Origin of the sequence: Burkholderia sola (assembly GCF_905400185.1) — a bacterium.
In the GTDB taxonomy this organism is placed as follows: Bacteria; Pseudomonadota; Gammaproteobacteria; order Burkholderiales; family Burkholderiaceae; genus Burkholderia; species Burkholderia sola.
In genome coordinates, this window is the sequence record NZ_FR989676.1 from 748,560 (window position 1) to 774,828 (window position 26,269).

Annotated in this window: 18 protein-coding genes; 6 read left to right on the top strand and 12 right to left on the bottom strand. The window is 63.6% G+C overall.

The features are described 5' to 3' along the window. Nucleotides 1-127: 127 nt before the first annotated feature. Nucleotides 128-1,219 (top strand): porin, encoded by a 1,092-nt coding sequence (locus KR541_RS19930; RefSeq protein WP_216089746.1) that lies wholly within the window; start codon nt 128-130, stop codon nt 1,217-1,219. A 66-nt stretch (nt 1,220-1,285) separates the two neighbouring features. Here the strand turns inward: KR541_RS19930 and KR541_RS19935 are convergent, their stop codons facing one another. The 6 genes from KR541_RS19935 to KR541_RS19960 form a co-directional block, all read right to left on the bottom strand. Continuing rightward, nucleotides 1,286-3,541 carry a TOMM precursor leader peptide-binding protein gene (locus KR541_RS19935; protein ID WP_216089747.1) on the bottom strand — a complete coding sequence of 752 codons (2,256 nt, stop codon included), beginning with the start codon at nt 3,539-3,541 and terminating at the stop codon, nt 1,286-1,288. 92 nt (nt 3,542-3,633) lie between these two features. Further along, the gene (locus tag KR541_RS19940) at nt 3,634-3,996 is read right to left on the bottom strand and encodes a BMA_0021/BMA_0022 family TOMM bacteriocin (RefSeq protein WP_050017206.1); all 363 of its coding nucleotides are present in this window, start codon (nt 3,994-3,996) and stop codon (nt 3,634-3,636) included. 16 nt (nt 3,997-4,012) lie between these two features. After that, nucleotides 4,013-4,357, bottom strand: coding sequence for a BMA_0021/BMA_0022 family TOMM bacteriocin (locus KR541_RS19945; protein ID WP_124557164.1), 345 nt, complete (start codon nt 4,355-4,357; stop codon nt 4,013-4,015). Between the two features lie 33 nt (nt 4,358-4,390). Then, nucleotides 4,391-8,440 carry a TOMM system kinase/cyclase fusion protein gene (locus KR541_RS19950; protein WP_216089748.1) on the bottom strand — a complete coding sequence of 1,350 codons (4,050 nt, stop codon included), beginning with the start codon at nt 8,438-8,440 and terminating at the stop codon, nt 4,391-4,393. Beyond that, entirely contained in the window at nt 8,437-9,438 is a 1,002-nt protein-coding gene (locus tag KR541_RS19955; RefSeq protein ID WP_050017208.1) for an FHA domain-containing protein, read from the bottom strand. The genes KR541_RS19950 and KR541_RS19955 overlap by 4 nt, the downstream gene beginning before the upstream one ends. A gap of 698 nt (nt 9,439-10,136) precedes the next feature. After that, a complete protein-coding gene (locus tag KR541_RS19960; protein ID WP_235356291.1) occupies nt 10,137-11,696 on the bottom strand; it encodes a fatty acid desaturase family protein in 1,560 nt (519 codons plus the stop codon). On the opposite strand from KR541_RS19960, the gene KR541_RS19965 reads away from it, so the two are divergent. Together KR541_RS19965 and KR541_RS19970 are read left to right on the top strand one after the other, a co-directional pair. Continuing rightward, complete coding sequence (locus KR541_RS19965; RefSeq protein WP_235356292.1) at nt 11,695-12,384, top strand: hypothetical protein; 690 nt, start codon at nt 11,695-11,697, stop codon at nt 12,382-12,384. The genes KR541_RS19960 and KR541_RS19965 overlap by 2 nt on opposite strands. Nucleotides 12,385-12,388: 4 nt before the next feature. After that, a complete protein-coding gene (locus KR541_RS19970; RefSeq protein WP_050017211.1) occupies nt 12,389-13,495 on the top strand; it encodes a hypothetical protein in 1,107 nt (368 codons plus the stop codon). On the opposite strand, the gene KR541_RS19975 is transcribed toward KR541_RS19970, so the two are convergent. Further along, a complete protein-coding gene (locus KR541_RS19975; protein WP_050017212.1) occupies nt 13,483-14,403 on the bottom strand; it encodes a lipase family protein in 921 nt (306 codons plus the stop codon). The two genes, KR541_RS19970 and KR541_RS19975, sit on opposite strands and share 13 nt — an antisense overlap. Further along, the gene (locus KR541_RS19980; RefSeq protein ID WP_252996742.1) at nt 14,400-15,386 is read right to left on the bottom strand and encodes a metal-dependent hydrolase; all 987 of its coding nucleotides are present in this window, start codon (nt 15,384-15,386) and stop codon (nt 14,400-14,402) included. Before KR541_RS19980 ends, KR541_RS19975 begins: the two co-directional genes overlap by 4 nt. Before the next feature lie 11 nt (nt 15,387-15,397). Here KR541_RS19980 and KR541_RS19985 point away from each other — a divergent pair, with 11 nt between their 5' ends. The 3 genes from KR541_RS19985 to KR541_RS19995 are packed head-to-tail and all read left to right on the top strand — an operon-like array spanning nt 15,398 to nt 19,042. After that, entirely contained in the window at nt 15,398-16,333 is a 936-nt protein-coding gene (locus KR541_RS19985) for a fatty acid desaturase family protein (RefSeq protein ID WP_204383957.1), read from the top strand. A gap of 13 nt (nt 16,334-16,346) precedes the next feature. Next, complete coding sequence (locus tag KR541_RS19990; RefSeq protein WP_050017215.1) at nt 16,347-17,927, top strand: GH3 family acyl-acid amido synthetase; 1,581 nt, start codon at nt 16,347-16,349, stop codon at nt 17,925-17,927. Beyond that, on the top strand, nt 17,828-19,042 hold the full coding sequence (locus KR541_RS19995; protein ID WP_235590048.1) for an aromatic ring-hydroxylating oxygenase subunit alpha: 1,215 nt from the start codon (nt 17,828-17,830) through the stop codon (nt 19,040-19,042). Before KR541_RS19990 ends, KR541_RS19995 begins: the two co-directional genes overlap by 100 nt. 68 nt (nt 19,043-19,110) lie before the next feature. On the opposite strand, the gene KR541_RS20000 is transcribed toward KR541_RS19995, so the two are convergent. From KR541_RS20000 to KR541_RS20015, 4 genes are all read right to left on the bottom strand, one after another. Continuing rightward, a complete protein-coding gene (locus KR541_RS20000) occupies nt 19,111-19,371 on the bottom strand; it encodes a PAAR domain-containing protein (protein WP_012339060.1) in 261 nt (86 codons plus the stop codon). A 19-nt stretch (nt 19,372-19,390) separates the two neighbouring features. Beyond that, on the bottom strand, nt 19,391-20,857 hold the full coding sequence (locus KR541_RS20005) for a type VI lipase adapter Tla3 domain-containing protein (RefSeq protein WP_252996732.1): 1,467 nt from the start codon (nt 20,855-20,857) through the stop codon (nt 19,391-19,393). Between the two features lie 159 nt (nt 20,858-21,016). After that, nucleotides 21,017-23,206, bottom strand: coding sequence for a T6SS effector phospholipase Tle3 domain-containing protein (locus KR541_RS20010; protein ID WP_089489942.1), 2,190 nt, complete (start codon nt 23,204-23,206; stop codon nt 21,017-21,019). Nucleotides 23,207-23,217: 11 nt separating this feature from the next. Continuing rightward, a complete protein-coding gene (locus KR541_RS20015) occupies nt 23,218-26,001 on the bottom strand; it encodes a type VI secretion system Vgr family protein (RefSeq protein WP_089489941.1) in 2,784 nt (927 codons plus the stop codon). Nucleotides 26,002-26,269: the final 268 nt, after the last annotated feature.

Below are 26,269 nucleotides of genomic sequence, written 5' to 3' on the forward strand. Positions count from 1 at the left end.
TTGCGCGCCACGGCTTGCTTTGACTGTCGCTGAACCGGGTTCGCCCGGTTCATGTTTCTTCATATCAATCAGTAGTCCGACTAAAAATATTCCGGCTCGATCGGATCATGTGAGGAGCACTTTGGAGATGACGAAAAAGACCTTTCTGGCGCTCGCGGCCTGCGCACTTCCGGCGGCGGCGTTCGCCCAGAGCAGCGTGACGATGTTCGGGCTGATGGATGCCGGCATCAGCTACGTCAGCAACCAAGGCGGCCACGGCGCCGCGAAATTCGACGACAACATCTTCTTTCCGAACCTGCTCGGCTTCGAGGGCAAGGAGGATCTCGGCGCGGGCACGCGGGCGATCTTTCGGCTCGTCAACCAGTATTCGCTCGGCAACGGCGCGATCATCGGCGGCGGGCTATTCGCGCGCACGGCCTATGTCGGGTTGCAGAACGACCGGTACGGCACGCTGACGCTCGGCAACCAGTACGAGTTCATGGTCGATGCGCTGGCCGCCAGCGGCAACGAGATCGCGCAGGATCTCGTCGGCCTGTACGGTTTTCGCAACGGGCCGTTCGACCGGCTCGCGCTGCCGAACAATCCGACCGGCGCATTCGACTGGGATCGCGTCGCCGGCAGCAATCGCGTCGCGAATTCGGTCAAGTACACGAGCCCGTCGCTGTCGGGCCTGAGCTTCGGCGCGCTGTACGGCTTCGGCAACGTCGCGGGGTCGATCGGCGCGAACAACACGGTCAGCGTCGGCGCAAGCTACGACCACGGCCCGTTCGGCGCGGGCGCCGCCTATACGAACCAGAAATACGGCGCGGCCGACGGGCTGCCGCCCACCAGCGTGCGCAACTGGGGCGCGGGCGTGCACTACACGGTCGGCACGGTCACCGGGAAGGCGCTCTTCACGACCGTGCACAACGCGCGGAATGGCGCGCTCGCGTGGTCGGCGGAAGCCGGTGCCGCGTGGCGGCCGTCGCCGGCATGGGTGATCGGCGCGAGCTACACGTACATGAAAGGCAACGACACGCTCGACAACGCGCATGCGCACCAGGTGCTCGCCGCCGTCCAGTACTGGCTGTCAAAGCGCACGATGGTGTACGTCGCGGGCGTGCATCAGCGCGCAGGCCACGGCAGCCACGCGCAGATCAACGGCGTGATGGATGCGGATGGCGCGTCGAGCGGCGCGTTGCAGTCGATCGCGCGCATCGGCTTCAGTACGCGGTTCTGATGCGGCGCGGGTTGTCGGCGTTGGGCAGCCCGCGCTGTTCGCCGACAATACGATTCCGCGCTCAGGTCACAGAAACAGCAGCGCCGGATTCAGCGCCGTTTCGTCGCACGGCTGCGTGCGCCAACCCCGCTCCACCGGAACCGAATACAGCCGTCGCGCGCCGAAACGCGGCCAGAAATGGCACAGCCCCGGCGCGATTACCTGCACCACGGACAAGCCGATGTCGGGCCGCGTCTTGTCGACGACGAGCACGTCCATCCCGGCCGCCGCGATGCGCCCGACGCACTGCGCGATCGCCGCCGGCAACGACGCGGCATCGATCGACTGCCACGTCGAATGCGTCGTCGCGGGCGTGCTCGCCGCCGGATACAGAAATCCGGTCGACGAAAGCTTGTCGCGATCCCATGGATCGGGCGCATCCGCCGCGATATCGAGCAACTGGTTGACCTCGGTCAGCGCCCGCTGCACCGCGATCCGGCCGTCCGGATGGCAACCGAAGCCAATCGAGAAACGCCCGTCCTGCAGATTTTCCGCGAGCGCGACCACGGTCGGCACCGCGAGATCGGTCGTGATGTCGAGCGCCCACACCCGCCATCCGAACGTCGCGTATTCGTGCACGAGCGCGTCGAAATACGGATCGTCGAAACTCGCGAGATCGATGCCGGGGCGTTCGATCCGGTTGTACCACCAGATCGCGACCGCATCGCGCTCGATCAATTCGAGCATGCCCTGCAGGATCGCCTCGTCGACGCTCGAGCCCGCCGCGCAGCCGTTCGGGTTGTGCACGCACACAGCCGCGGCCTGCGCACTGTCGGGCGTTTCCGCATAGCAGTAGCTCAACGGCACGAGGCGACGCCGGCCGCTCACGAGCGACCACGCAGGCGTCCAGTCGATGACGTCCCGCAGCGTGAAGCGCGGCGGCACCTGCTTGCGGACATCGCGTGTCAATGCGTTGATCGCGTCGCGCGTGTCGAATTGCCGTTCGCTGAATTGCTGAAGATCGTTCACATGGATCGGCTCGGCGTCGCAAGCCGGATCGGCACGCAGACTGTCGATGCTGCCGGTCACCGTCGCCTCGTCGCCCTGGTACACGCTGCTGAACCGTTCGAGCGCTTCGCACAGCGCACTCGTGCGAGCCTGCTCGTCGGTGCGGCCCTTGCCGGAGCAGAGCCTGTCGAACCGGTTGCCGTCCGGTACGGCAGCCGGGCACACGAGAAAACCCGATGCATAGACCTTGCGCAGGCCCGCGTGCCGCTTCGGCATCGGATGCAGATACGCGATTGCGCCGCTGACCGGCGAAATCAGATGCGCGTGGCGCGCGAACACCTGCTGCGGCTCGGCGGCCCGGTAGCCACCGTCGGCGCGCGCCAACGGCACCGACCCGGCGAGCCGCGGCGCACGCGCCGCCTGCTCGCGCATCCACGCGGGATTCCCGCAGCACGGGCATTGCGGTCGCCGGATCACGCGGTGCGGTTCGACGGCCAGCGTGTCGAGGCGATGCGCGACGATGTGCGTTTGCGCACGTTCCGCGATCGCGCGATTGACGGCGATCTGCTCGACCGTCGCGGCCAGGAGCGCCGCGGCCGCCGCGGCCCCCGCACGCGAGGTGGCCAGCGGCACATGCGTCGCGTCGCTGCCATGATGGCGCGCCAGCAGCGCCTCGACCGGCCGGTTGATGCGAATCCAGTAGCGCACGCATTCGATGCACGGCGCATCGGCGAGCGCGCCGACGCCACTGCCGTTACCGCTGCCGGCCAGCAACGGCCCGATCAGCGTCTGCACGCCGCCGGTCGCCACGACGAGCAGCGCACCGCCGCGCGCCGCCACGCGGGCGGCGCACGCGGCGAGATCGTCACGGTCGTGCGTATCGACGATCGCGACGGTCAGTTCGGCATCCTTCACGACGCCGATGCCGGCCGTGTCGAGTGCGCGCCGGAGCGCCGCGCCGTCCGCGCCGAACGTCTCCACCGCGACACGCAGTTGCGCCACGCGCGCGCACGCGGCGTCGCCGTCGAGCCCGGCGCGCTCGAAGAAACCGCGCGCCGCGTCGTCGCCGTGCGGCGGATCGGCGCGCACGTAGCCGCGCCGCACCAGATGGTCGAGCCGCGCAAGCACCTCCCATTCGCCGAACGTGCGGGCAAGCGACGTCACGATCTCGGCAGTCGTCATGCGCGCCCGCAGGCACGCGGCGATCCGCACGAAGATTGCGCCGGACAGCATCGCGCGCTTGAATTCGTCGACGACGAACAGGGTCTCGGGCCCGGCATCGAGCACGAGCAAATGCGGCTTGAAGCGCAATACGCGCGAGAGATCATCGAGCATCGTCGGGTTCCGTGCGACGGGGTCGGACAAACGTCGCGCGGCCCGGCAACCCTCCCGGGCCGCGCGACGGTGCGCGGGTCGGCCGCGCCCGGTCAGCAGCAGGTGAACAGGTAGCACGGCCCCGCGTCGCAGTAGGCCGCGAGCGCCACCGCCTCCTCGTCCAGGCGTGCCGGCTGCGCCGGTATGCCGACGGTCATCACGTTGCGTGGCAGGTTCCAGCTCCCGCCGCCTTTCCCGTCGCTCGTCCAGCCATGATCGGCGCCCGTCTTCTCGATGTCGATGTCGATGATCCACGGACACTGATAGCCGAAGTATTTCGCGAGCGTATCCAGCGGCCGGTCCAGCAATTCGGCCTTGAACGCCGGATCGCGCCACGAAAGCGCGATCGCACGCAGATAGATCTTCTGAAACTCCAGCATCGATTCGAGCGTCGGATTGGCGTTGTCCTTTGCCATGTCGGTTTCTCCGGAGTCATTCCATGATGGTGATGTGGTCCGCGTTGTACGCGGCCAGCGCCTGCGCGAACTGCGCGTCGTCCGCCGGCGCGGGCGGCAGATACAGCGTGAGCTTGTTTTTCTGGCCGGCCGTCCAGTCGCCGTTGACGGTTGGCGTCCATTCCGACGATTTGACCTGCACCTTCAGGTCGAGCTTGAACGGAAAGTGATAGTCGAACTGCTCGCGCAACGCATGGACCGGATCGGCCTCGAGCTTGTCGAGAAACGCCGGTGAATGCCAGGCGAGGGCGATCGCCCGAATGACGGTCGCGCGGTATTCGAGAAACTGTTCGTACGTCGGCAATCGAAGATCCTTGCTCATCGGTCTGTTCTCCTGAATGACGGTTTGAACTGCTTACGGCAACGACTGCAACATCGCTTCGGCGAGCCTGGCGATCCGGCCCATGCCCGCCGTCCTTGCAATTTCGACTGCGCGCCGGCACGCGTCCAGCGCGGCCACCCCGCCGCAACGCGGATCGGCACGGCGCAAGTACTCGCTCCGCTTCAGCCACAGCTGGGCTTCGTAATACCGTTCCCCGCTCGAATCGCACCAGGCGAGACACGTCCCGATCTGCGCGAGCGCCGCGTCGTAGTCGCCGCGTTCGGCATCCAGCTCTGCAAGCAGCGACGCGTAGTAGGTCAGCCCGAGCAGGCCGCCCGACTGCCGCTGCGCGTCGAGATGCGCGACGACGCCCGCGCGATCGCGTTGCGTCCACGCGTGAATGGTCGCGGCGTAGTGCCCGACCGCGCGCAGCCGGTGCGCGTCCGCCAGCCGGAGAATCGCTTCCGACACGGATCGCGCCGCATCGCGGTCGCCCGCAAGCTGATGCGTGCGCGCGAGGTACATCATCGTGACGCCGAGCGTCGGCAGATGATCGAGGCAGGTCGCGCAATACACGGCTTCGCGCGCCATCGCGAGCGACGGCTGGGGATCGTCGTCCATGCACCAGCGCACGCTGGCGAGCGACGCCATCGTCCACGCGCGCGTATCGAGCCCGAGGATGCGCCGGTGCCCCGCATCGCGTCGCACGTCGTAGCCGGCCAGCACCGCGTCGAACGCGACACGGGCGCGCGCATAGTCGCCATCGACCCACAGGCTCATGCCGCGCATCGCGTCCGCCGCCACCTGCACGCCCGCATCGCGGCGCTCGGTCGCGAGCGTGTCGAGCCGCTTGCCGATCCGGCGCACGGTCGGGCGGTCACCGGCGACGTGGTAGCACGTCGACAGCGTCCACAACGCGCTGATCTCGAGTTCGGGATCGTCGAGCGTCTGCGTCTGCCGCAGCAACTGCTCCGCATGCTCGCGTACCTGCGGATCGGCCCAGCCGAATCGCGCCATCGTCGCGTGCGTCAACGTGGCGCGGATGCGCGCGCTGTCGTGCTCGCGCTGCGCGTGGTCGGCGGTGGCGAGCCAGTCGAACACGGCCTGCCCGTAGCGGATCGCGTCGTCGTATCGCGACCGTTCGAGCGCGCGACGCGCCGCGTCGATGCCGTGCGCGATCGCGTCCGCGCATGCGCCTGCCCGCGCGAAGTGCCCGGCGATGCCGAACGCATGCGCACCGGCGCCGCGATCGGCGTGCGCGAGCAGCGCGCGGCCGACACGCGCATGGTTGCCGCGCCGCACGGCAGGCGGCATCGATTCGTATGCGGCGTCGCGAATCAGCGCATGGCGAAACGCATAGAACACGCGATCGCGCCGATGTTGCGCATACACGATCCGTTCTTCGAGCAGGAGCCGCAGATGGGCGTCGAGTGTGGCCCGGTCGTGCGGCGACGCATCGGCGAGCAGTTGCGCATCCACTTCGAGCCCGATGGTCGCGGCGAGCTGCGCGGTACCGCGCGCATCGTCGAGCCGGTCGAACGCCAGACCGAGCATGCCGCCGAGACTGAGCGGCAACGGATACGGGTCCGTTGCCGATGGCTCGATGAGCAGACCATCCGCGCCGCTCACCGCCAGTTCGCGCGCGACGGCCTCGATGAACAGCGGGATGCCCGCCGTGCGATCGGCGAGCCGGTCGAGCCACGCCGGATCGGCCGCGCCCGGGCCCAGATGCGCCGACATCAGGCGCTGCGCGTCGTCGCGCGGCAGGCGGCGCAGCACCACGCGGTCGGTCGCGCCGCGCCAGCGCGCGAGCTTGTCGGGGCGCGACGTGAGCACGATGCACAGTGCCGCTGCGCGCGGCGAGCGGTGCAGATACGCGAGAAAATCCTCGGTCGAGCGATCGAGCCACTGAACGTCCTCGATCACGAGCAGCACCGGCGCGCCGTTGCCGAGCGACACGATCAGTTGTTCGAGGACGTCGAACAGTGCGTGCTGCTCGCGCGCGCTCGACCACAGCAGCCCATTCGCATCGCAGGGCAGCCCGAGCCAGGTCGCGAGCGCGACACGCGCCGCCGCATGATCGCAATCGAGCGGCGCGATCATCGCGTCGATCGCCGCGAGCGCCATGCCGGGCGCGCGCTCGGCATCGACATGCCAGTGCGCGGCAATGAACCGCAGGATCGGGAACAACGCATGATTCTCGCGTTCGGGCAGGCACCCGCACTGCGCGAACGCGTGGCCGCGTGTCCGCACGGCCTCGCACAGCTCGTGCACGAGCCGCGACTTGCCGAAGCCCGCGTCGCCGACGACGAGCCTCGGCACACCGAGCGGTACCGGCTCGCCACGCGCCGCGCGGCGATGCCGCCCATGCGTGTCCTGCCACGCGCGCAGCAGTGCGTCGAGCTCGCGTGCGCGGCCGACCATGGGCGTCCGCCTGTCGGCATCGAGCGAATCGAACGGCGTATCGGCATGCCGCTCGCCGAGCAATTCATGAACCGGCTGCGACACGAGGCCCGCCCGCGCCAGCCGCAACGCGGTCGGCCGGGCATCGGCATGCCGTTCGAGCACGAGCCGCGCATCGTCGCTGATCAGGATCTGTCCGGGGCCTGCCAGCCGGAGCAGCCGCGACGCCGCGGCGGCCGTCGATACGCCCGACATGTGCGACGCATGCGCGAGCACCCGCCCGACATGAATCGCGGCCGCCACTTCGACCCGCCAACCTTCTGCCGCGCCGGCCGCATGCCCGCCGGCAGCCGTCAGCGCCGGCAACCGCGCGCGCTCGGCCACGCGCACCATGTCGAGCGCCGCCCGCGCCGCACGGCGGGCGGGCCGGTCAATGTCGCCCTGCAGACCGAAATGAAACAGCAGCGTGTCGCCGAGCTGTCCGCCCGCATGCGCGCCATACCCGACCGCGATATCGGCGCACTTCGTCAGCCACTGCTCCTCGTAGCCGTCGAGCGCGATGCCGTGCTCGGTTCCGGCATGGCGTTCGCGGCCCTCTCCGGCAATCGTCACGCAGCAGCACAGCGTGGTGATCTGCCGATACTCGCCCGCCTCGACGATCGTTTCGCCGCGCGGCGCGAGCGGGCGCGAGCGCGTCTGCCGGCCGGCGCGAGCGGTGTCGAACTGGCCGACGAGCGCGGCGAAGTTGAGCGCACGAAACCGCGCCGCGAGCGCCTCGGCCGACGCGGCGCGCTGGCGCGGATTCTTGTTCAGCGCATCCCGCAATGCCGCGCCGAGCGGAAGCGACGCGATCGACGGCGGAAGCGCGACATCCACCGGGCTCAGTTGTCGATAGACGATCTCGGCCACACTGGCGCCCTGCATGACCACCTCGCCCGTCAGGCATTCGATCACGATCAGGCCCCACGCATACAGATCGCTGGCGGGCGTCGGCGGCTCGTTGCGCAATTGCTCCGGCGCGCAGTAAGGTGGCGAGCCGAGCACCTCGGTCGCGAGCGTCGCCGTCTCGCGCGCGATGTCTTCGGCACCGGGCAGCAATGCACCGATGCCGAAATCGAGCAGCTTCGCGTGCGGCCCGTCGTCGGCCATCGCGATCACGATGTTCTGCGGCTTCAGATCGCGATGCACGATGCCGCGCCGATGGGCGGCCGCGAGCGCGTCGAGCACCTCCGTCATCAGCCGCCCGGTATCGACGGCCGACAGCGGCCCGTCCACCGCGAGCCGGTCGCGCACCGTCCGGCCTTCGACCAGTTCGAATACGGCGAACAGCCGCCCGTCCGGCGCTTCCCCCTGGTCCAGCAGCGCCACGATGTTCGGATGCCGCAGCGCCTCGCACAGGCTCGTCTCGCGCCGGAAGCGCGCGCGCCGGCGCATGCGCTCCGGCGCGATCAGCGCGGCGTCGTCGCGCATCAGCTTGATCGCGACGGCTTGCCCCGTCTCGTCGCAGGTCGCGCGAAACACCACACCGTTGCCGCCTTCGCCGAGCAGCGCGCCGAGCCGGTAATGCCATTTACCGGCAAGCGTCGCGAAAGGCACCGCGTGCCGCTGCGGTTCACGCGCGAGTGGTCCCGCGGCGGCGCGGGGTGCGCTCGTCAGCACGGCCGGTTCTCCCGCGTTCACGAGCACTGGACGACCGGGGCCGGCACCGCGCGCGGCAGGCCGATACGCGGCCCGACGGCCGGCACCGACTCGCATTCGAGATGCTCGCCGCGCATGATCCGGAACGGAACATCGCCGAAGCGGACGCTGCCGCGCCGACGCTCGACGAGCTGGCTCGCGCCCAGCCCGGGCAGCGCCGCGAACTGGCTTCGGGCGCGATGAATCTGCACGTTGACATGGGACGCGTCGATGCCGAGCATGCGCGCGAGCCGGTCGAGTTCGATCCATCCCTGCGTGGCGGCGTCGTACCCGGCCTGCATGTCGGCCGAGCGGGCGCGGGCAAGCGTGACGAGACCATAGTGATGGGCGCGCTCGCCGAGGTCGACCACGCCGCCGCGGACATGCAGCAGCATGCGCACGTGCTCCTCGTTCCGGCTGACGAAGAATTCGAGCAATTGCGCCGGCACGGCCGGATCGGCGCGGGCGGCGAGCATCACCGTCGAGCCGTGGCGCGCGAGGGCGAGGCGCCATGCGAAGTCGCCGGTCGACACTTCGTCACCGTCATGGAGCGCGCGCGGCGGCAATGTGTCGTCGCATAGCCATTCGCCGGCCGGCGAACGGACGATCGTGACCGGCTGCGCGGCGGGGGGCGGCAGGATCTGGCGCGGCGCGAGCACGATCGGCGCGGCGGCGCCGCGTATCGGCCACAGTGTATCGGCCGGATCGTCGAGCGACTCGACGCGCCACGGCGCGACGCCGGCCCTGCCGAAGCGGATCACGTCGCCCCGCTGCAGCACCGCATGCTCGCCGTCGCGCAGCGATACGCCCGATACCGATGTGCCGTTGCTGCTGTGATCGTGGAGCTCCCAGCACCCGCCGATCCAGCGGATATGGGCATGGACGCGGGACACCGAGCCGTCCCGGATGACCGTGTCGCAGCGTGCGTCGTCGCGACCGAACACGTGATACGCGCGGAGCAGGCATGCTTCTCCGGACGCGTCTTTCTTGAGTATCGCCATGGCCGCCCCGTGTCGGATTCGCCCGGCTCGTTCGAGTGACGCATCGACGCTGCCGGACAAGCGATTGATTCAATGATCGCGAACGGTGCCGCCCGTTCGCCGTCTCGTTACCTGTTTTTCTAGCCAGCTTCCCTGCCACGGGGTGCCAAGCGTCGCGCGTTATTTCGGTAAATTGAATTGTCGACCGCTTTGTTGTTTTAAAATCGTGCCCCTCGATGAAAATCCTGCCAAATAAAATCACGCGTCGCAATCGGAATTCGCGGATCATGGTTTTATATTGCAATGCTTTACATTTTCGATGAATTTTCGGGGTGTGAATAAAGGGTCACGCCTCTTGCCTCCGCTAGAATCTGCGCCAGTCATAAATCACACAAACATCATGACATTGAACGATGGGGTGGATCCAATGGGTTTTGGTGCTGCGGACATCTTGTTTGATCGAGCGAAAATAAAATCGAACAATTTCTATTATTTAAATAATTTTCATCGTCGTTCTTAAAAACGATGCTGTTTAACTTATTCAGGAATCACGTGCCGGCGGAATAGCCAGCGATTAATCGCAAACGCAGACGGGCCGGCACGACCATGCGCAGAGGCCAATGGCTGCGCGGCACGCGTCAGACGGAGCACGACGGGTCGTGCCGATCTTTCGCACCAGGACCGACGGGAAACTTCATCGCGCCGTCGAAGGGATTTTTCTATCTTGGGTTACCACTGCGCGAGGCACCCGACCATAGCAACGCAAGCAATTGCCGCGAAGACAGAACCGGCTCGTCAGACGCACGCAATTCGGGCAGGCGATGCCACGCCACGCCGGGTTCGCGATGATGTTGTTGGTGATAGTTAATGTTGTACGGCCAGATAAAGAAGCGGCCAAGTAACCCGACGCGCCACGAATAAGTCCAGTCATTCCAGCCAGCCGTGGCACCAGGCCCACCACTGTGCTCTGCAATACTACGGATCTTCTGCACTAACGCCCCGATTGTCACGAGAGGGACGAACCAAAGCGCCGCAAGCGTCAACAGTTCGCGTACTGTGCATGCATGCACGAGCGACAAAAGCAGGATACCCCACGTCGCTATCGCCGTAAGCAGCGGCAGTGACATGGATGCACCACGCCCGTTCGCACGCCGATATGCGCGCATGTTTTTCACCATGTTGACCAGGAGCAAATCACCGAGCAGTTGCCGGACGAGGGGGAGTGTGTCGAGTGGCTCGAATTTCCATGGCTGCGCGTGGTACAGATAATTCCGCTCAGGATCTTCCGCCGTCCCGACATGTCGATGGTGGGCAAGATGCAGCGGGCGATAAAATTCGATGGGCACGAGCCCCGGTACGCCAATTGCCAAGTTGATCAGAAAGTCGTTCGCGGAACGGCGGCGGGTTAAGTGATAGTGGGTCGCGTCGTGATACAGAATGAATAATGCGTGTTGCCGAGTCGCGACAACAACGGCGGCGACAAGGTAGCCCCCCCAATGCCCCACCGATAACGCAACTCGAAGCGCAACTACGATACATAGCCATTCAAGCAGTAATGCGGCGGCCGTACGCAGGTCGACGTCGAGACGAATGAGTACGGTCGTCGCACAGCCGACGCCGATGCCGAGTGCGAGTCCCACGAGCATGTCCGCGAGCAAATGCTGTCCGGTCGTTAAGACGGTGATCGCCAGCATCGTGCTCCACGCAGCGTAATAGCGCGCTGCCCGGACGCGTAGCGCAGCCAGCACCACGGTTACAGCCACAGGCAGCGCAACATGCCCGCAGGGACTCGCCGCGAGCGGCGTGTCGATCCGATACAGCCACGCGATCCATCCTGCCGCTGCCGGCGACCGGCTCACGGCAGTCGGCCATAACAGATGACAGACGATACACAGGCCTGCGGCAAGTGCCCCGGCGAAAAATGCGGGCAGCAGCCAATTTCGGCTGCGGCCGAACCAGACAATCGACGGCATCACGAGCGCGTAGCTCAAATAAAGCGGTACGCTGGCAGACACACGCGGAATGACCGCATCGTACGGTCCCGGACGCAACAGCGTCACGGGTGCCATCGGCGCGTGTGTGACCCAGAAGTACAGTGCACCCGACACGACGACATAGATCGCGAGCCAGCGCCACGCGTCGAACGCCGACGGTATATAGGAGACGGAAACAGGAGGTATGGCACGCATGTGAAAAAAGGAGCGGCTCAATCGCGTATCATGATAAATCGTTTCAGCTCGCATGAATAACGACGCTATGCCGCTTCGAGCCAGTTCCATGACACGTGCGCAGCTGCGCGACGTCGATGTTGCACATATGTACGCGCTCTACTCGACCTGTTACCGGGATACGGAACAGGCACGCTTCGAACACGATCTCGACGACAAGACACATTGCGTCATCATGCGTGACGACACCGGCAAGCTACGCGGCTTCTCCACGTTGAAACTATATGAACAGCAGTGGCAAGACACTACACTGCGCATCCTGTTTTCCGGTGACACGATTGTGGATCCGGCCTGTTGGGGCAGTCAGCAACTCGCGTTTTGCTGGATTCGACTCGCCGGTGAACTCAAACGCAACGTGCCTGACGTCGCACTATACTGGTTTCTAATCTGCAAGGGGCATCGTACGTACCGCTACTTGCGAGCGTTCGCACATGATTTCACCCCGCGATTCGACCGACCGACTGAACCCGTAAATCAGGCGCTACTGGATCATCTGGCAATTGAGCGCTTCGGGTACGCATACGACGCCGCGTCCGGCGTGCTCAAGTTTCCGGTACCGCAAGGCCGCCTCGCCCCAGCCCTCGCCGAAGTGCCGGACGCGCATCGACGGCTGCCGGATGTCGCCTATTTTCTGAAGCGCAATCCAGAATACGCGTGCGGCAACGAGCTCGTATGCCTGTGCGAACTGACGCCGGAAAACCTACGCCCGATGGCAAGACGAATCTTCACCGGTGAATGAGCCAATGACGCGGATCCGGCTAGCCACAGCGGTCGACAACGAACGGCTCCTCGCGTTTCAAACACGTTACGCGATGCTCAGCGGGATGCCACTTCGCTTCGATCGTTCACCGGATTACTTCGCACTGCATCGGTGTCATTCGAACGACTGTCGAACGTGGCTCGCGGAGGACAGCGCAGGGCGCGTCAAGGGAATAGCCAGCATGGTCGTTCGCGACGGCTACCTCGCCGGCGAGAAACAGCGCATCGCTTACCTCGGCGACTTGCGCATCGCACCCGATCGCGAACTAGCGCACACTTGGGTCGACTATGTCGTCGACCGCCTCGCCGATCTCGCCCGACACGAAGGCGTACAGCATACGTACTGCTGCATCATTCGCGACAACCGGATCGCGACGCAATCGCTATTCAGGACAGGCAAGCGGCCCCGGCTCGGATTTCGACATTGGCGCGGCTACAGTAACGTATCGATCTATGCGCGGCGTATTGCTGCGCGGAGCGCCGGCTTGGTCAAGATCACGAACGCGTCGGCTGCCGATGCCGACGCACTCCGCGCATTCCTGGACCAAGAGTCTCGTTCCCAACCCTTCGGTTGCGTCTTTACGGCGGACGAATTCGCGCGCCGCCTGAACACCTGGCCCGACTTCGGAATCGAGCGCTTTCTGGTCGCACGTAACGCGCAGCGGCGTATCGTGGGCTGCGTTGCTCCGTGGGATGCAGGGCGTATCAAACGCATCGTGCTGGAACGTCTGCCGCGCTCGCTCGGTGCGCTGCGTCACAGCTTCAACGCCATCGCACCCTTGCTCGGCCGCCCTCCCATCACAGCTCCCGGCCAGCCGCTCCGGGATATCTACCTGACTCATCTGCATGTGAGCGGACGCGACCCGGACATTGCACAGGCGTTGCTCGATGCGGTCTGGCAACAAGAGCGGAGCCGCTATGCCTTGCTGCAGCTTTGCCTGTACGATCACGATCCGCTATGGCCCGCCTTGCAGGGTTATCGATACACCGCATTACCGATGGATCTATACACGCTATCCGCGCCCGGCACGAGCGCACTCGATTCGGGCGCCACCGAAGCAATCCCCGGGTTCGAGATCTATCTCGTCTGACCGCTTGCGACCGCTGCCGCCCGCGCGTCGTTCAGGAGCGCAACGAGTGCAAGCCAGAAACGCCCCGCATCGAAGCCGGCGCCGCCGAGCACAGGCTGGCCATGGTCGAGATGTGGCATGCAAACTCGCGGTATGCCGCGAATCGTCTGATGGTCGAGGTAGAACTGTCCGTCATGCGCACAGCCGGGACGGTAGCGGTCGAGGCGTGAGTGATGTGCATCGAACCGGGACGTGCGTTCTATCGACCAGCTTACGACATGCACACAGTGCAGGCCACCGGGCACCGCAGACAACAGATTCGCGATGTCGGCGTCGCGCCCGCTGCCGATATCGCGCGAGCCTGCATACAACCAGCGTGTGCGCAGCAATCTCCCGGCGGCTCGACCCAACCATGCGGGATCGATGCGCGCCCCCCGTTGCTCGAGCAAGCCATCGATGATCGCACTCGGACCGACGGGCGGCTGAACGAGTGCGATACCGTCGCAGCGAGCACGAAGCCCTGAATCCGCATGCAGCGCCGCCAATGCATCGAGTCCCCCTTTGCTGTGGGCAAGGACGATAAAGCGGCGATCAGCGGGTAAGCGCGCATACAGATTGCGAACGATATGCGCGCCCTGCTCGGCAACCGCGCGCGACGAGCGGACCGGCACACGCAGGACTGAGTACCGCGCGGCACGCAACGCCTGCGCAGCATGCCGGAAGCAGGCGGGTATCCACTCGGAATAGAGTCCCGCAATCAGCACGATGACGATGTTCGAGGATGCATGGGCGTCATGCGCGTGCCAACATTCGATGAAGCGCTCGGTCCAGTCGAGTGCTGTGGGCGCCGGTTCGAACGGCGTCAATGGGTAGTGTTGCCGCCACTCGTCGAAGCCGGACGGCGACCATGCCGGATACCGTGCACTCATGCCGGCTCCGTTGTCACGCCATCGGCAGCGAGCGCCGCGCGGGCAGCAGCCAGCGTGGCTGGATTCCCGATTCCGTCAGGGTGAAAACGCGGCGAGAACCATGCCAGCCACGCGGGTAGCACGCGGGTAACGATGCCCCGCGCGCCGAACAGCCACCAGCCAAGCTGTGCCCAGCTTCGCCAATTGCCGGCGTCGCGGTCGGCACGCGCGAGACGGACGATGAAATACCCCAGATCGACGATGAAGCATGCCGTGACACCGAGCATCGCCGCCGCCCGTATGACATAGCGCTTGATCGCGCCGCCGCCGCAAGCGCGAAATACGTCGAACGCGACAGACTTGTGTTCGGTTTCCTCTATCGCATGCCACCGCCAGATCGCGGCCATCGATGGGTCGGCACCGTCGAAAATGGCGGGGTCGCGCAACAGCAGATCGGCCAGAATGGCGGTGTAGTGCTCAAGACATGCGGTGAAGGTCAATTGAAGCAGCGGCGACGCGACACGCCGGCATTGTTCCTGCCGTCTCCTCATCAGCGCCTCGAGTGCGTCGACCGGCATGCCTTGGCGAGCCAGGCGTCGGTTGTACGCGCGGTGCTCGCGGATATGAGTGGCTTCCTGGTACAGGAATGCATCCACTTGCGCGGCGAGCGTGCCGTCGGCCGGCAGCGCGTCGCAGTACTGCCTCACGCTATCGACAAAGAACTTCTCGCCAAGCGGAAACATGATCGAGAACGCGTCGAAAAAGCGCGTCACCCTGCGGTTGTCACGATACCAATAGCGCGGAATGTCGTCGGCAAAACGAAACCGCGGATTGCGCCGACGGATGTCTGCCGCGTCGTTGCGGCGTTCATGCATTGAATCGTCGGTTCGTTTGGCGTACATGGTCGTGGCCGATCGTGGCGTAACGCGCAGGGTCAGCGCAGGCGGGCGTATTGTTCGACGATGGCGATCGAAGGTATGCTCTGCGTCGCTGCCACCATCCATGTCCGAATTGTATGTTCGATGCCAATGCAAGCGCCATAGATAATCGTTCGCGACGGTTCGATCGGCTGAACCTCTGCGTGCTCGCGCTACAGAGCGTTATATGGGCGGGCATCCTGACGTGGCTGTCGCACGGTACGAGCCCGTGGCGCTGGGGGGCGCTCGTACCGTTCTGCCTGATCATGCAAGGCGTGTTTTCGATGATGCACGAAACATTCCACGGTTTCGGGCATCGGCGCGGGAAAATCAACTACTTGATGATGTGGTGGGCATCGACGATGTTCGGCGCCGCGGCAACGCTGATTCACGTGAATCATCTCGGTCACCACGTGCGAAATCGAACGCCTGCGGAGCGGGTGGACTTCGTCGAGCCGGATGCTTCGCTGTGGCGCAAGCGAGTCGCATACTACGCGGCGATCGTCGGCGGCATCTGGTTCGCGAGTTTCGCGGGCAGCTTCGTCCTGGCCGTGCTTCCGAGTCGCATTCCGTATGGTTGGGCCAAGTACGGACACGACAACACCTATGCGGCCGCGTTCAGAGACTTCGGCCACGCGGAATTCCGACGAATTCGATACGAAACCCTCGCAGGCGTGGCCGTATGGATTGCACTGGGGACATTGCTGGACTGGCGCGTGCTCGACATCTCGCTTGCCTACCTCGCATTCGCGTTTTCGTGGTCGTCGCTCCAATGGGTTTATCACATGCACACGCCGCTCGACGTTGTGGAGGGCACATACAATATGCGTGCCCCCATACTGATCCGCTGGGCATTCCTCAACTTCAACTACAACCTGACGCATCACCGGCGTCCGAGCCTGCGCTGGCAGGAGCTTCATGCGTGCTCCGACGCGGCGGAGACGCGGCCGCTGTGGTACGGTTGGCTGCATGTGTTCGAAGCGCCCCGGCGTTTGCCGAGCGATCCGACACAACTCGAAAAAACCTATTTCTAACGAGAGGACGCACGTGCGTGCACAGGATGCGTGGGCCGCGTTCGGCGCTGCTGCAGAACCCTTTCGCCGCGTGTGGCTCACGGCGCTCGACGCGCCGGGTGACGCGCAGGCGACCTATCTGTCACGCTTGCTCGCCGCCAATCGGAACACGGCGTTCGGCATCGCCCACGGGTTTGCCGATATCGCGGATCCGGCACAATTTCGCGAACGCGTGCCGGTTGCCCCCTACGCTGGCGTGTCCCGATGGATCGATCGTGCACTCCAGGAGTCCACTCCGATCCTGACCGCGCAACCGCCACGTTTCTTCGAGCGCACAAGCGGCGGCAGCGAGCAGCAAAAGCTCATTCCCTATACGCCGGCCTTTCTCGAAGAATTGCAGTTCGCACTGGTCGTCTGGCTCTCCGATCTGCATCACGCCGTGCCCGGCGTCGCAGCCGGCCGCGCGTACTGGTCGATGTCGCCTCCGCTGCAAGCGCGCGGCCGCGCTCCCAACGGCATCATGATCGGGTCGGACAGCGATCTCGATTATCTGGCCGACAGCCCGCTCGTCGATCTGCTGCCGACGCTCGTCGTACCATCGCTATCGGGTGATGCTCGCACGTGGCGCACCGAAACGTTGCGCGCGTTGATCGCCGCTCATGATCTGGCCTTCATCAGCGTATGGAGCCCAACCTTCCTGACCAGTCTGCTTCGTCCGCTGTTCGACAACGCCGAACCGCAACGCCGCGACACACTCACCTTCCTGTTCGATTCGCTGCCGCCGAATCGTACGGCCGCGCTGCGGCGCGCACTCGACGATGGTCACTGCGGCCGGCTGTGGCCTCAACTCGCGGCAGTGAGTTGTTGGATGGACGGTCCAAGCAAACACTACGCCGCACATGCCCGCACCTTGTTACCCCAGGCCGCATGGTTTCCGAAAGGCTTGTTTTCCACCGAGGCAGTGGTCAGCCTGCCGTTCGGCGATACGGCCGGCTGTCCCCTCGCCGTCTGCAGCCACTTCCTCGAGTTCCTGCTCGATGATGGAACCGCGATAGGCGTGGAAGAACTGAAGCCGGGCGACACGGTCGAGGTCGTCGTGACGACCGGAGGCGGCCTGTACCGCTATCGGCTCGGCGATCGGGTCCGTGTGACCGGATATGCGGGACGAACGCCATGCGTGACCTTCGTCGGGCGGGCGGACACGCAAAGCGATCTGGTCGGTGAAAAGCTGGACGAAGCCTATCTGGCCGCGTCGCTTTCCAAGTTACTGCAACCAGGCGACGAAGGTTGCGTGATTCCGTGCGCGGACGCGGATCCACCCCATTACCTGCTGTTGCTTGCAAGCGATACGCCGGACGTCGCCACCTTGGGCGTTGCGCTGGAACAGGCTCTCGCCCGCGCTTTTCACTACCGGCACGCACGCACGGTCGGCCAGCTTGGCCCGTTGCGCGCGGTTCGCATACGTGGGGGTGCCGCCCAGCTGGCGGATCTCGTCCAGCGAGCCCACGAGCGTGCATGCATCCGGGCTGGGGATGTCAAACCCCGCGCTCTGGTGGCCAAGCCCGCCGTGGCGAACGCACTCCGCGCATTTATCGAGGACGCGTGCTCATGTTGAACATATCGATCGCATCAACGTGTTCGCCGTGCGACGAATCCGCGCCGGATGCCGATGGCGAAGCCTTCGGCGCACTCGTCGAGCAATGGTATGTCGCGAGCACCGAAGCCGAGGTCAAGCGGGACAAACCGTTCGGTACTCGCGTACTGGGCCTCGGCATCGTGCTATTCCGGGCGGCCGACGGCGAGATCGTCGCGCTCGTCGATCAATGTGTGCATCGCGGCACCCGGTTGTCGGCCGGGAAAGTCGTCGACGGCTGCCTCGTCTGTCCGTATCACGGCTGGCATTACGACCAGCACGGCAGCGTCACCCGAATTCCCAGCATCGACAGCGCAAGCGCCGAACCGACCGGTACGACCTACCCATATCGTCAGCGCAGATTGCCGGTGTTGACTCGGCACGGTCTCGTCTGGGTCTACCGCGGGCGAGGCGATCCAGCGCTGAAGCGACCGTTCGACATGCCACACCACGGCGAACGGCCGTGGCAGTCGTACTATATGATCAATACGTTCGATGGCGATCTCGGTGCACTGGTCGAGAACTTCATGGACGTCCCGCATACGGTGTTCGTGCACGACCGGATTTTTCGTTCATCCACTGGGCGGCGACTACGGGCGACCGTCGAACTGAAGCAGCAAAGCGTCGAGGTCACGTATCACGATGACGGCGACAAGATCGGCATGCTGGATTGGCTGACCAATCCATCCAGGGAACCGCTTCGGCATACCGATCATTTTTATGCACCGAACGTCACGCGATGCGACTATCACTGGGGGAGCCGCTCGAGTTTTCTGATCATCAGCCAGATCACACCGCTCGACACGCGTCGATCGCGTGTCTATACGTACATCGCCTATCGCTTTGCGTTGCCGGCCGCGCTGCTGCGCGCGCTGAAACCACTGCTGCACCTCTACACGCATTCCGTGATCCAGCAAGACGTGCGAATCATGCGTGCGCACCGCGAGGGACTCGACAACGCCGCAGGCTTCACGCCGTCGAGCGTGCGCGCCGATGTGGTCCATATTGCGATCGGACGGTTGCTGGCCGCGACGCAGCGTGGCGAGCCGTTGCCGGATGCGCAATGCGGCACGAAGCCGATGGAATTCGTGATCTGAGCGTGACCAGCGTGATCAGCCGATGCCCGCCGGCTCGAGGCGCACCGCTCACGCGCACCGTATTTCCGTTAGCCTCCTGTCTGGTGCTGGCTCGCGATCAGGCGTGCTCCGCATGCCAGCAAGTCGCCGTCGCATGCGGCGACTTGCCCGTCGAATCGGGCGTGGCCCGACACCGTCGCAATGAAGGTCAGGCCGTGAATCTCGCAGATCGCGGGATCGTGCAAGCGTGCGATTGCGCGCCCGTTGATTCGCGAGTTCGGTGCCCCGGACACAACGCGTCCGCCGTGACTGTGCACATCGCCTTCGATGATGTATCGCTTTTGACCCATGACGTGTCGATCCGGTCCGTCAGTAATCCCAGTTGAAGGTCTGCGGATGCGCCTGCCGCGACGCGGCGTCCGGCGGCGTCAGCATGACGATCGTGGCATGCAGCGGGTCCCTCAGGTTGATCAGTGCGCTCGTCTTCCCGTCACCATAACCCATCATCAGCGCCAGTGCGCTCTGAACCCAGATCGAACTCGTTCCGGTGTCGCCGCCTATACGACGCTGCATGTCGAATGCGTCTTTCGGGTCGTCAATATCGATATGCTGCGGATTGTCGTGCAGCGACTGCACCAGCAACGCGAGATTGGCGGTCGAGGTGCCGGTATCGTAGAACATCCGTCCCGGCTGCTCGCCGGGCGCAAGCGTGTCCACTGCCTGCTGCCAGCCGGCGCGGATCTTTTCGATTCGCTGGCCCTTCTTCAACGGCGCCCCGTGGCCGTTGCTCAGATCGACTCGCACCGGCCGATGAAGATTGGCCAGAACCGGCCATTTGTCGTACTCCTTCAGTTGCCACGTCGTCCACGGAATCGGCACCCACGGGTTCGGCTTGAAGCCGTCCGGCATCTTCAGCGCTGCGGTCTTCCAGAACTCGGGGAGCTTCGCGTGCCAATAGTCCCAAGACATTTCATAAACACCGGGCGCTGGCCTGGGATAGGATTTCTGCTGTGCCCAGAAGTAGTTCCACAGCTTGATGACATCAAATTGTGTCTTGGTCTTGTCGATCGCCTCCGGCGCATCGACAACATATGGTCGAATCGTCCGATCGACGCGATCCTTGCGCGTCACCAGCATCGCAACCAAACTATCCGGATATTGCGGAACGAAATTGCCGTTCGCGTTCGACTTGTCCAGATAATCACCGTGTGGCGTGCGCATGTAGCCTCGCGTCACAAGACCATCTTCGGCAAGCACCACGACAGCTGGCAAATCCGGATGCTGGTCGAAGAAATCGAACAGGCGCGCTACCGCCGTGTCGCCATGTTCGCCGTGAATCTCGTCGAGTCTGATGTATAGCGTGTTACCAATGCCCGCGCCGTTATCAGCGCTATTGATGTGGGTCGCCATGCGATCGGCATGCGGATCGGCGACGTTACGGGGCGGTCCCAGCACGACAACGGGAATAGGCCAGTAATCCACCCAGTTGCGCAATGCATAGCCGAACACGTTGTTCTGGCGCTTGGCGTATTCCGAATCGCGCGTATCACTTGACCAGGGATATTGCTTGGGATCTTGCAGCAGCAGCGTTCCGCTCGCCCCAGTTTCATCCAGGCGCATCAATAGTGCCCGTTGCCGGAAGCGGTCAACCGTCACGCCGATACGCCGAATCTCCAATGTGAATTGAGGATCCTGCGATCCCGCTCCGGCCGATGCCACACTCAGAGCAGACTGTGCGGTACTGGCTCCCTCTGGACGTGACGAGTCCTTGCGCAGCGATGCGCCATAGGTAAGGCTCACGCCAGCAGCCAGTAACAGTGGCGGCAGGATCAACAATAGCAATCGCCTTATCATCGTCATATTTTCCAGAAACGAAAATCCATATCTCGCAGTCAACTCGAATGCCAGGAGCCAAATCAAAGTGAGGCTCGCGAACAAAAAAATAAATACTCGCGATCCTGATAGACGCGGGACCGATGTTGTCGTCATGTAGCGTCAACCGTGCATATGGTGGGGTGAACGAGCTCGAACCTGCTTGTTGATTTCATCGGTTCTCATCTCGATGGTTTCGCTGACTACGCCTGCAGGAAAGGCCTTGGGAATGACGTCTTCCCCAGGGAAATTCCCTTGGTCGTAATATTCGCAGTTCGCCCTGATGATGTGCAGCGTCTGCTCGTCCAGGTTCGTATGGGCTTTCGTCAATTTGTCGATCCTGCTCATTGGTGTACGCCAGTCGGCGACAGCACGCAGCAGCGTCGCCCAGTCCGGATCGTCCAGCGCACGCGCCTGGCCTACCGACACATCGAACGCAGTCGCACAGCGGTGATTTCTGCGACCACTCATGACCGCCGAGTGATATGAGCTTTCTCCCTTATGCTGATTCATCAGCCGAACCTTGGCTTCATTGAGCGTCTCCTGCCGATAGACGACGATGTGCCCGGGCGACGGCGGTACCGTCGATACGACCCGGCTTACCTTGCACTGATCGTCGGGACCCTTGCCAGCGTTCAGCGACGCCTCGACCTCGGTAGAGGTCGGCAGCGTCCCATCCTCACTCGTTGGCCAGTCGATGGTTTGTGCAGGCAATGCCTGCAACGCACCTTCGCCACTGTTCGTGCTCAATGCAATTTCCGCTTCAAGCTGGTCAATGGCTTGCTTGCCGGGCGCAAACTCGCCGTCATTATTTTTCGAGAGCGGCGTCGCTGCGGTTCCCGGCAGCACATTGCCTTCCATTTCGGGATCGAATGGTGGCGTCAATGCTTCGCCATTGATATTGCGCTGGGTACCCACGCTTATCTGCGCCGATTTGATCCACGTCGTAAAGCCACCGGGCAAGCCATGGGATGTTTCGCCCTTTTCCCGTATCGTAAAGTTTCCGGGCGGCGTACCAACCTGAACCGGCTTGCCCTGTCGCAGACGCCGGGTAAAGACGCGCTGCCGAAAAGCCGCCGACAGCAAATTGATAGTCTCCGGCTTGCCTCCCTGCTGCGCCGCACGCACGTCGATTGAGTCGGGCAGGCCAGAGCAACCCATGCCGTTGACGCCGCTCAGCCCGACGGTCGCATCCTCCGGGCTGAAGTACATATACACTTTGCCGCGATTGTCGCGCTCGGCGAACACGACGCATTCATTGCCTTGCGGCCCGCTCAGGCGCCTCGCCTGCGCGGGATCCCACGTCGGCCCGACGACGCCAAAATTGTCCCGGCCCGGCTCGTACTTCAATTGATCGAATGGTGGCGTCGGATATTTGCCGCTCGCCACATGCCCGACCAGGTTTGCCAGGGTCTTTGCACGCGCATAAGTCGTCTGCTGCTGATCCCCACGTTGCAGCAGCCGATCCATGAACTCCTCGCTCAAGCTGTAGGGCGAGTCGATCAGAACCAACGTGTCGGCAGGGCGGTCAGCGGGGCCACATTGGTTCGGAATCAGTCCCTCGACGAGATAGGCCTGGGCGAGCAGCGATATCAGCGTGCCCTGACTGTGCGCAATGATATTGACCGTCCCGTCCGCGTCGATAAGGCGGATTTGCCGCACCAATGCCGCGAGCCGCCGTGCTGCCAGCACCATGTAATGCCGATTTTCCGCCTCGCGAAGCGGATGCGTCGGGTCACCCTGCATCCTGTCGAGAATTTTCGTCGCCATTCCCCCTTTGAAATTCGAGTCGAACATGTCGGGAATGTTGTTGGTCGCATTGGCGAAGAATCCGCCGTTGCGCGCACGGTGCTCATCGAGGCGATTGCCGAACCGGTCGACGTACTGGCCGTTGACGGTTTCCTTATTGGGGTCCCGGGGCAAATCCTCCTTCCCGACGCGCAATCCCCAATAAAACGGAATCAACGGACTCCTCGTCTCTTCGCTTTCCTGCCGACGATAGATGACGTCGTCCATGTTCTTCATCATGTCGGCAACGCTCACTTGGCTCGGGTCGTTCGCCATGCGGCCGTGCGAGTACTCCGCGCCCTTGAAATCGGTGCGACCGAGGCGGTCGTTCAATCCCTCGCACAGTCCGCCTTCGACCGTGCCGAAATCCGTTCCCAGGTCGTTCACGCCATGGATCAGGATCGTCGTGCACGGGAAACGATTTTGTACGTCGGTATTGACGAACGCATTCTGTGGCCGGTTGCAATTGAGAATCGCCTGATGCTCGCCGACGATCCGGGGCGAAGAGGTTGTGGTATCGGACATGATCGCCTGCCTTAAGCGTCGAAAACCTGAATGTGTGCAATGTGCATCGCGTCGCTCGATGCAAGCTCCGTCAACCCGTGTGCATCCGAGACACCATTAATGACCTGGCCATTGCGCAGCGTGATCTTGTACGGACGATTCGGCACGGGATGCGTACCATCGTCACCGTCGGTGCCCGGGTACCGCAAGCGGAACTTCTGATCGGCTCCTCCGCGATTGAACGCCGGCGGCGCAACGTGGTCCGTCTTCGGACCGACGAAATCATGTCCCGCCGTGTGTGCGGTGAACGCACCGTCGGAACCGACCTCGACGCCGCCACCGACCTTCACGTAGCTTCCGTCTTCCGCGACGAACCGGATCGACTTACCCGAGATCAACACTTCGTCGCCGACCGACATGATCTGTATCCCCTTCTGCGCGGTCGCCGCGAGCGTGTCCTGTTGCGCCTGCAAGACAACGGGGCCTTCGCCGGCAATCGCGCGGACGCCTTCCCCGCGCCCGAACAGGTGGATTCCCTTGCCAGCCGTCGTGATCACGCGCTGCCCCCCGGCGAATTGCAGGTTCTGCTGCGCGATCTGATCGATGTTCTCGCCAGCGTAGGTCACGTAAGTCTTGGGAGTGATATTGAGCGCACCGGCCTTTGCGCCAAATGCCATCAGCGCCTGAGAATCGCCTGCGTCAGCGTTCGGCGCACGATCGCCGCCGGACGCATGACCGCCTGGCGTCCAACCCTTGAAGGCGGTCACGACAGCTTGCTGCCCCGTCGCATCGGTCGCCGTGCCACCGTGCTGTCCGGCGTAATCACCCAACGCCTTGAACAGCTCCGCGCACTCGCTGAGCAATTCGACGAGTTCATCGCGATCAAGCTGTCCGCCGCTCGCCTGAGTACGCGCGTAGGTGGTCAAAAGCATCCCTTGCGCCGCGCGCAACGCGGCTGCCGCGTCGGTGCGCAATTCGGCACCTTGGCCGCGGTCAGCACCCTGTCCGTTATCACGCGGTTGCGTCAGATAGCCGAGATTCAACTGACTATGCGCGTGCTCCGATGCAAGCTGCGCGCTGATTTGTTGCGGTGTGTCGTCGAGACGAAGTTGGTTGTAGCGCTGCCCCTTGATTTCCTTCGTCTTGATACCGGAAAGAAAGCGATTGCCGGGCAAACTGCCGGTATGAGTGAAACTCGCCGGCATGTTCGCGCCGTTTGCCAGTACGCCGATGATGACCAACCTGTCCGGATCTCCGCCGAGGCTCCCGAGCAGAACTTCGGTGCCCACCCGCGGCAAGAACGTCTCGCCGAAATTCGGCCCGGCCAGACTGGATGCCACGCGAATCGGTGCGCTGTCGCTCTCGTTGCTGTTTGTCCCGGCACCCTGCGCGTGCGCATGATCGCGGGAATCCTGCCCGAGAATCTGCACGAACACGCAGCCATTCTCGTCGCAACTGACTTCCTCGCCATCGGCCCCGACCACGCGCCCGGTAATCAACGGCGTCGGCGGAAGGTCAGTCTTGGGATCGTAAGGCGGCGTGAGAGGCGTGCCACGCGGCACGCACGAGAACGTATTTTCGTAGCGCGTATCCTGACCAGACGGATCTCCATCGCTCAGCGACTGTGGTTGCTGAAGCGTGTGGCTGGCGGCGAACAGTGCCTGCGCGCGCTCGCTCAACCCTTTGGGCAGATTGTTCCAGATCTCGTGGTGCAATGATGTAATCACGAATTGCTGCTTGTCGGACGGGAGCGCGCCCCACTCGTCCTCTCCGGCGATCGTGATCCATGCGCCGACTGCAAGGTCGCGAATTCCGCTCACGCCGTCGTATCGCACCGCCTGCGCTTCATGAGCCAGAATGCGATCTTCCGTCATCCGTTCGTGGTCTGCCCACGAGTCCGCCATATGCGGGACGTCGATCACGATGTCCGTCAGCAATTTCGCGAGATCGTTACCCGATTCGCCTTGATCGATCCTTGTCGATGCACTGGACTGGTCCACGCGGGCATATCGATAGTCCCACGAAGGGCGCCCCGATTCCCCCGAAATCAGTTGCTGACGCATCGTCAGAGCGGTGATGGTATCGCGCTGTTCCGTTCCAGCGTCTCGTGGATGAACCCGCACTATACCCGCGGCGGACTCGCCCAGTTTCCGAGGGTCATCGCAGAACACCAGCGCATGCACGGGAGAATCGCCGTCTTTCGTCTCCCCGCTTACCCGTCCGGCGCGCACGAACAGCGTGATGCCGTCGCGACGCGCAATCCGGGAGATGAAACGGGCATCAGATTCGTTGACCTGACGTACGAAAGAGCGAACCGGATAGCGGGATCTATCGAGTTGCGACAGGTCGAACTCGAACGCCTGCGCAAGGGCCACACTACGCTGTCGCCATTCGCTCAGGACGACGCCAAGTACATCGACCACGCTCACGTTACGAAAGATGCGAGAGTTGGTGCGCTTGTGCAGCAGGTTCAACGCGTCAGTCACGGCGAACTGGTAAACCGTCAACTCCCCGTCGGTCCGTCCGACCTGAACGGCGCTAATAATTGCGTTGATGGCATGCACTTGGCCGCGGTCCGTGACGATACCGATTGAGACCGGCGCTCCAATGAAAAGCTTCGGAGGCAGATCGCCCTGCTGAGAAATGCAGGTCAAATGACCGCTGATGCCTGTCATCATGCTTTCACGAATGCTCGCGTGCTGCAACGCGATCTTCGACCCCAGCGCGTGCTGCGCCTTACCCCAATTCAGCACGACTGGCCGGCGATTCGCATCGATTCCCGATACGAAATTGCGGAATGACTCTCGGATATTCACGACCGTCTCTCAGTTTGATTCATTATGATCCGCCGGATGTTGTTGTTCTAAATAGCGGGCGGCTGCGCGCGAGTTTACCAAAATGTGACACACAGGTAACAAATCGGTATGCCGATTAGCAATTTTTCATGTTATTTGACGAAAAACACTTTCCGTCGCTCTATCTGAAGCGACGGGAATGCTCGAATGCCGGCTATCCCCCAAGTCTCTCGACGCAGAGCATTTTTCAAAGCCCACCGCACGCGGACCGGAACCGACATTACGCGCA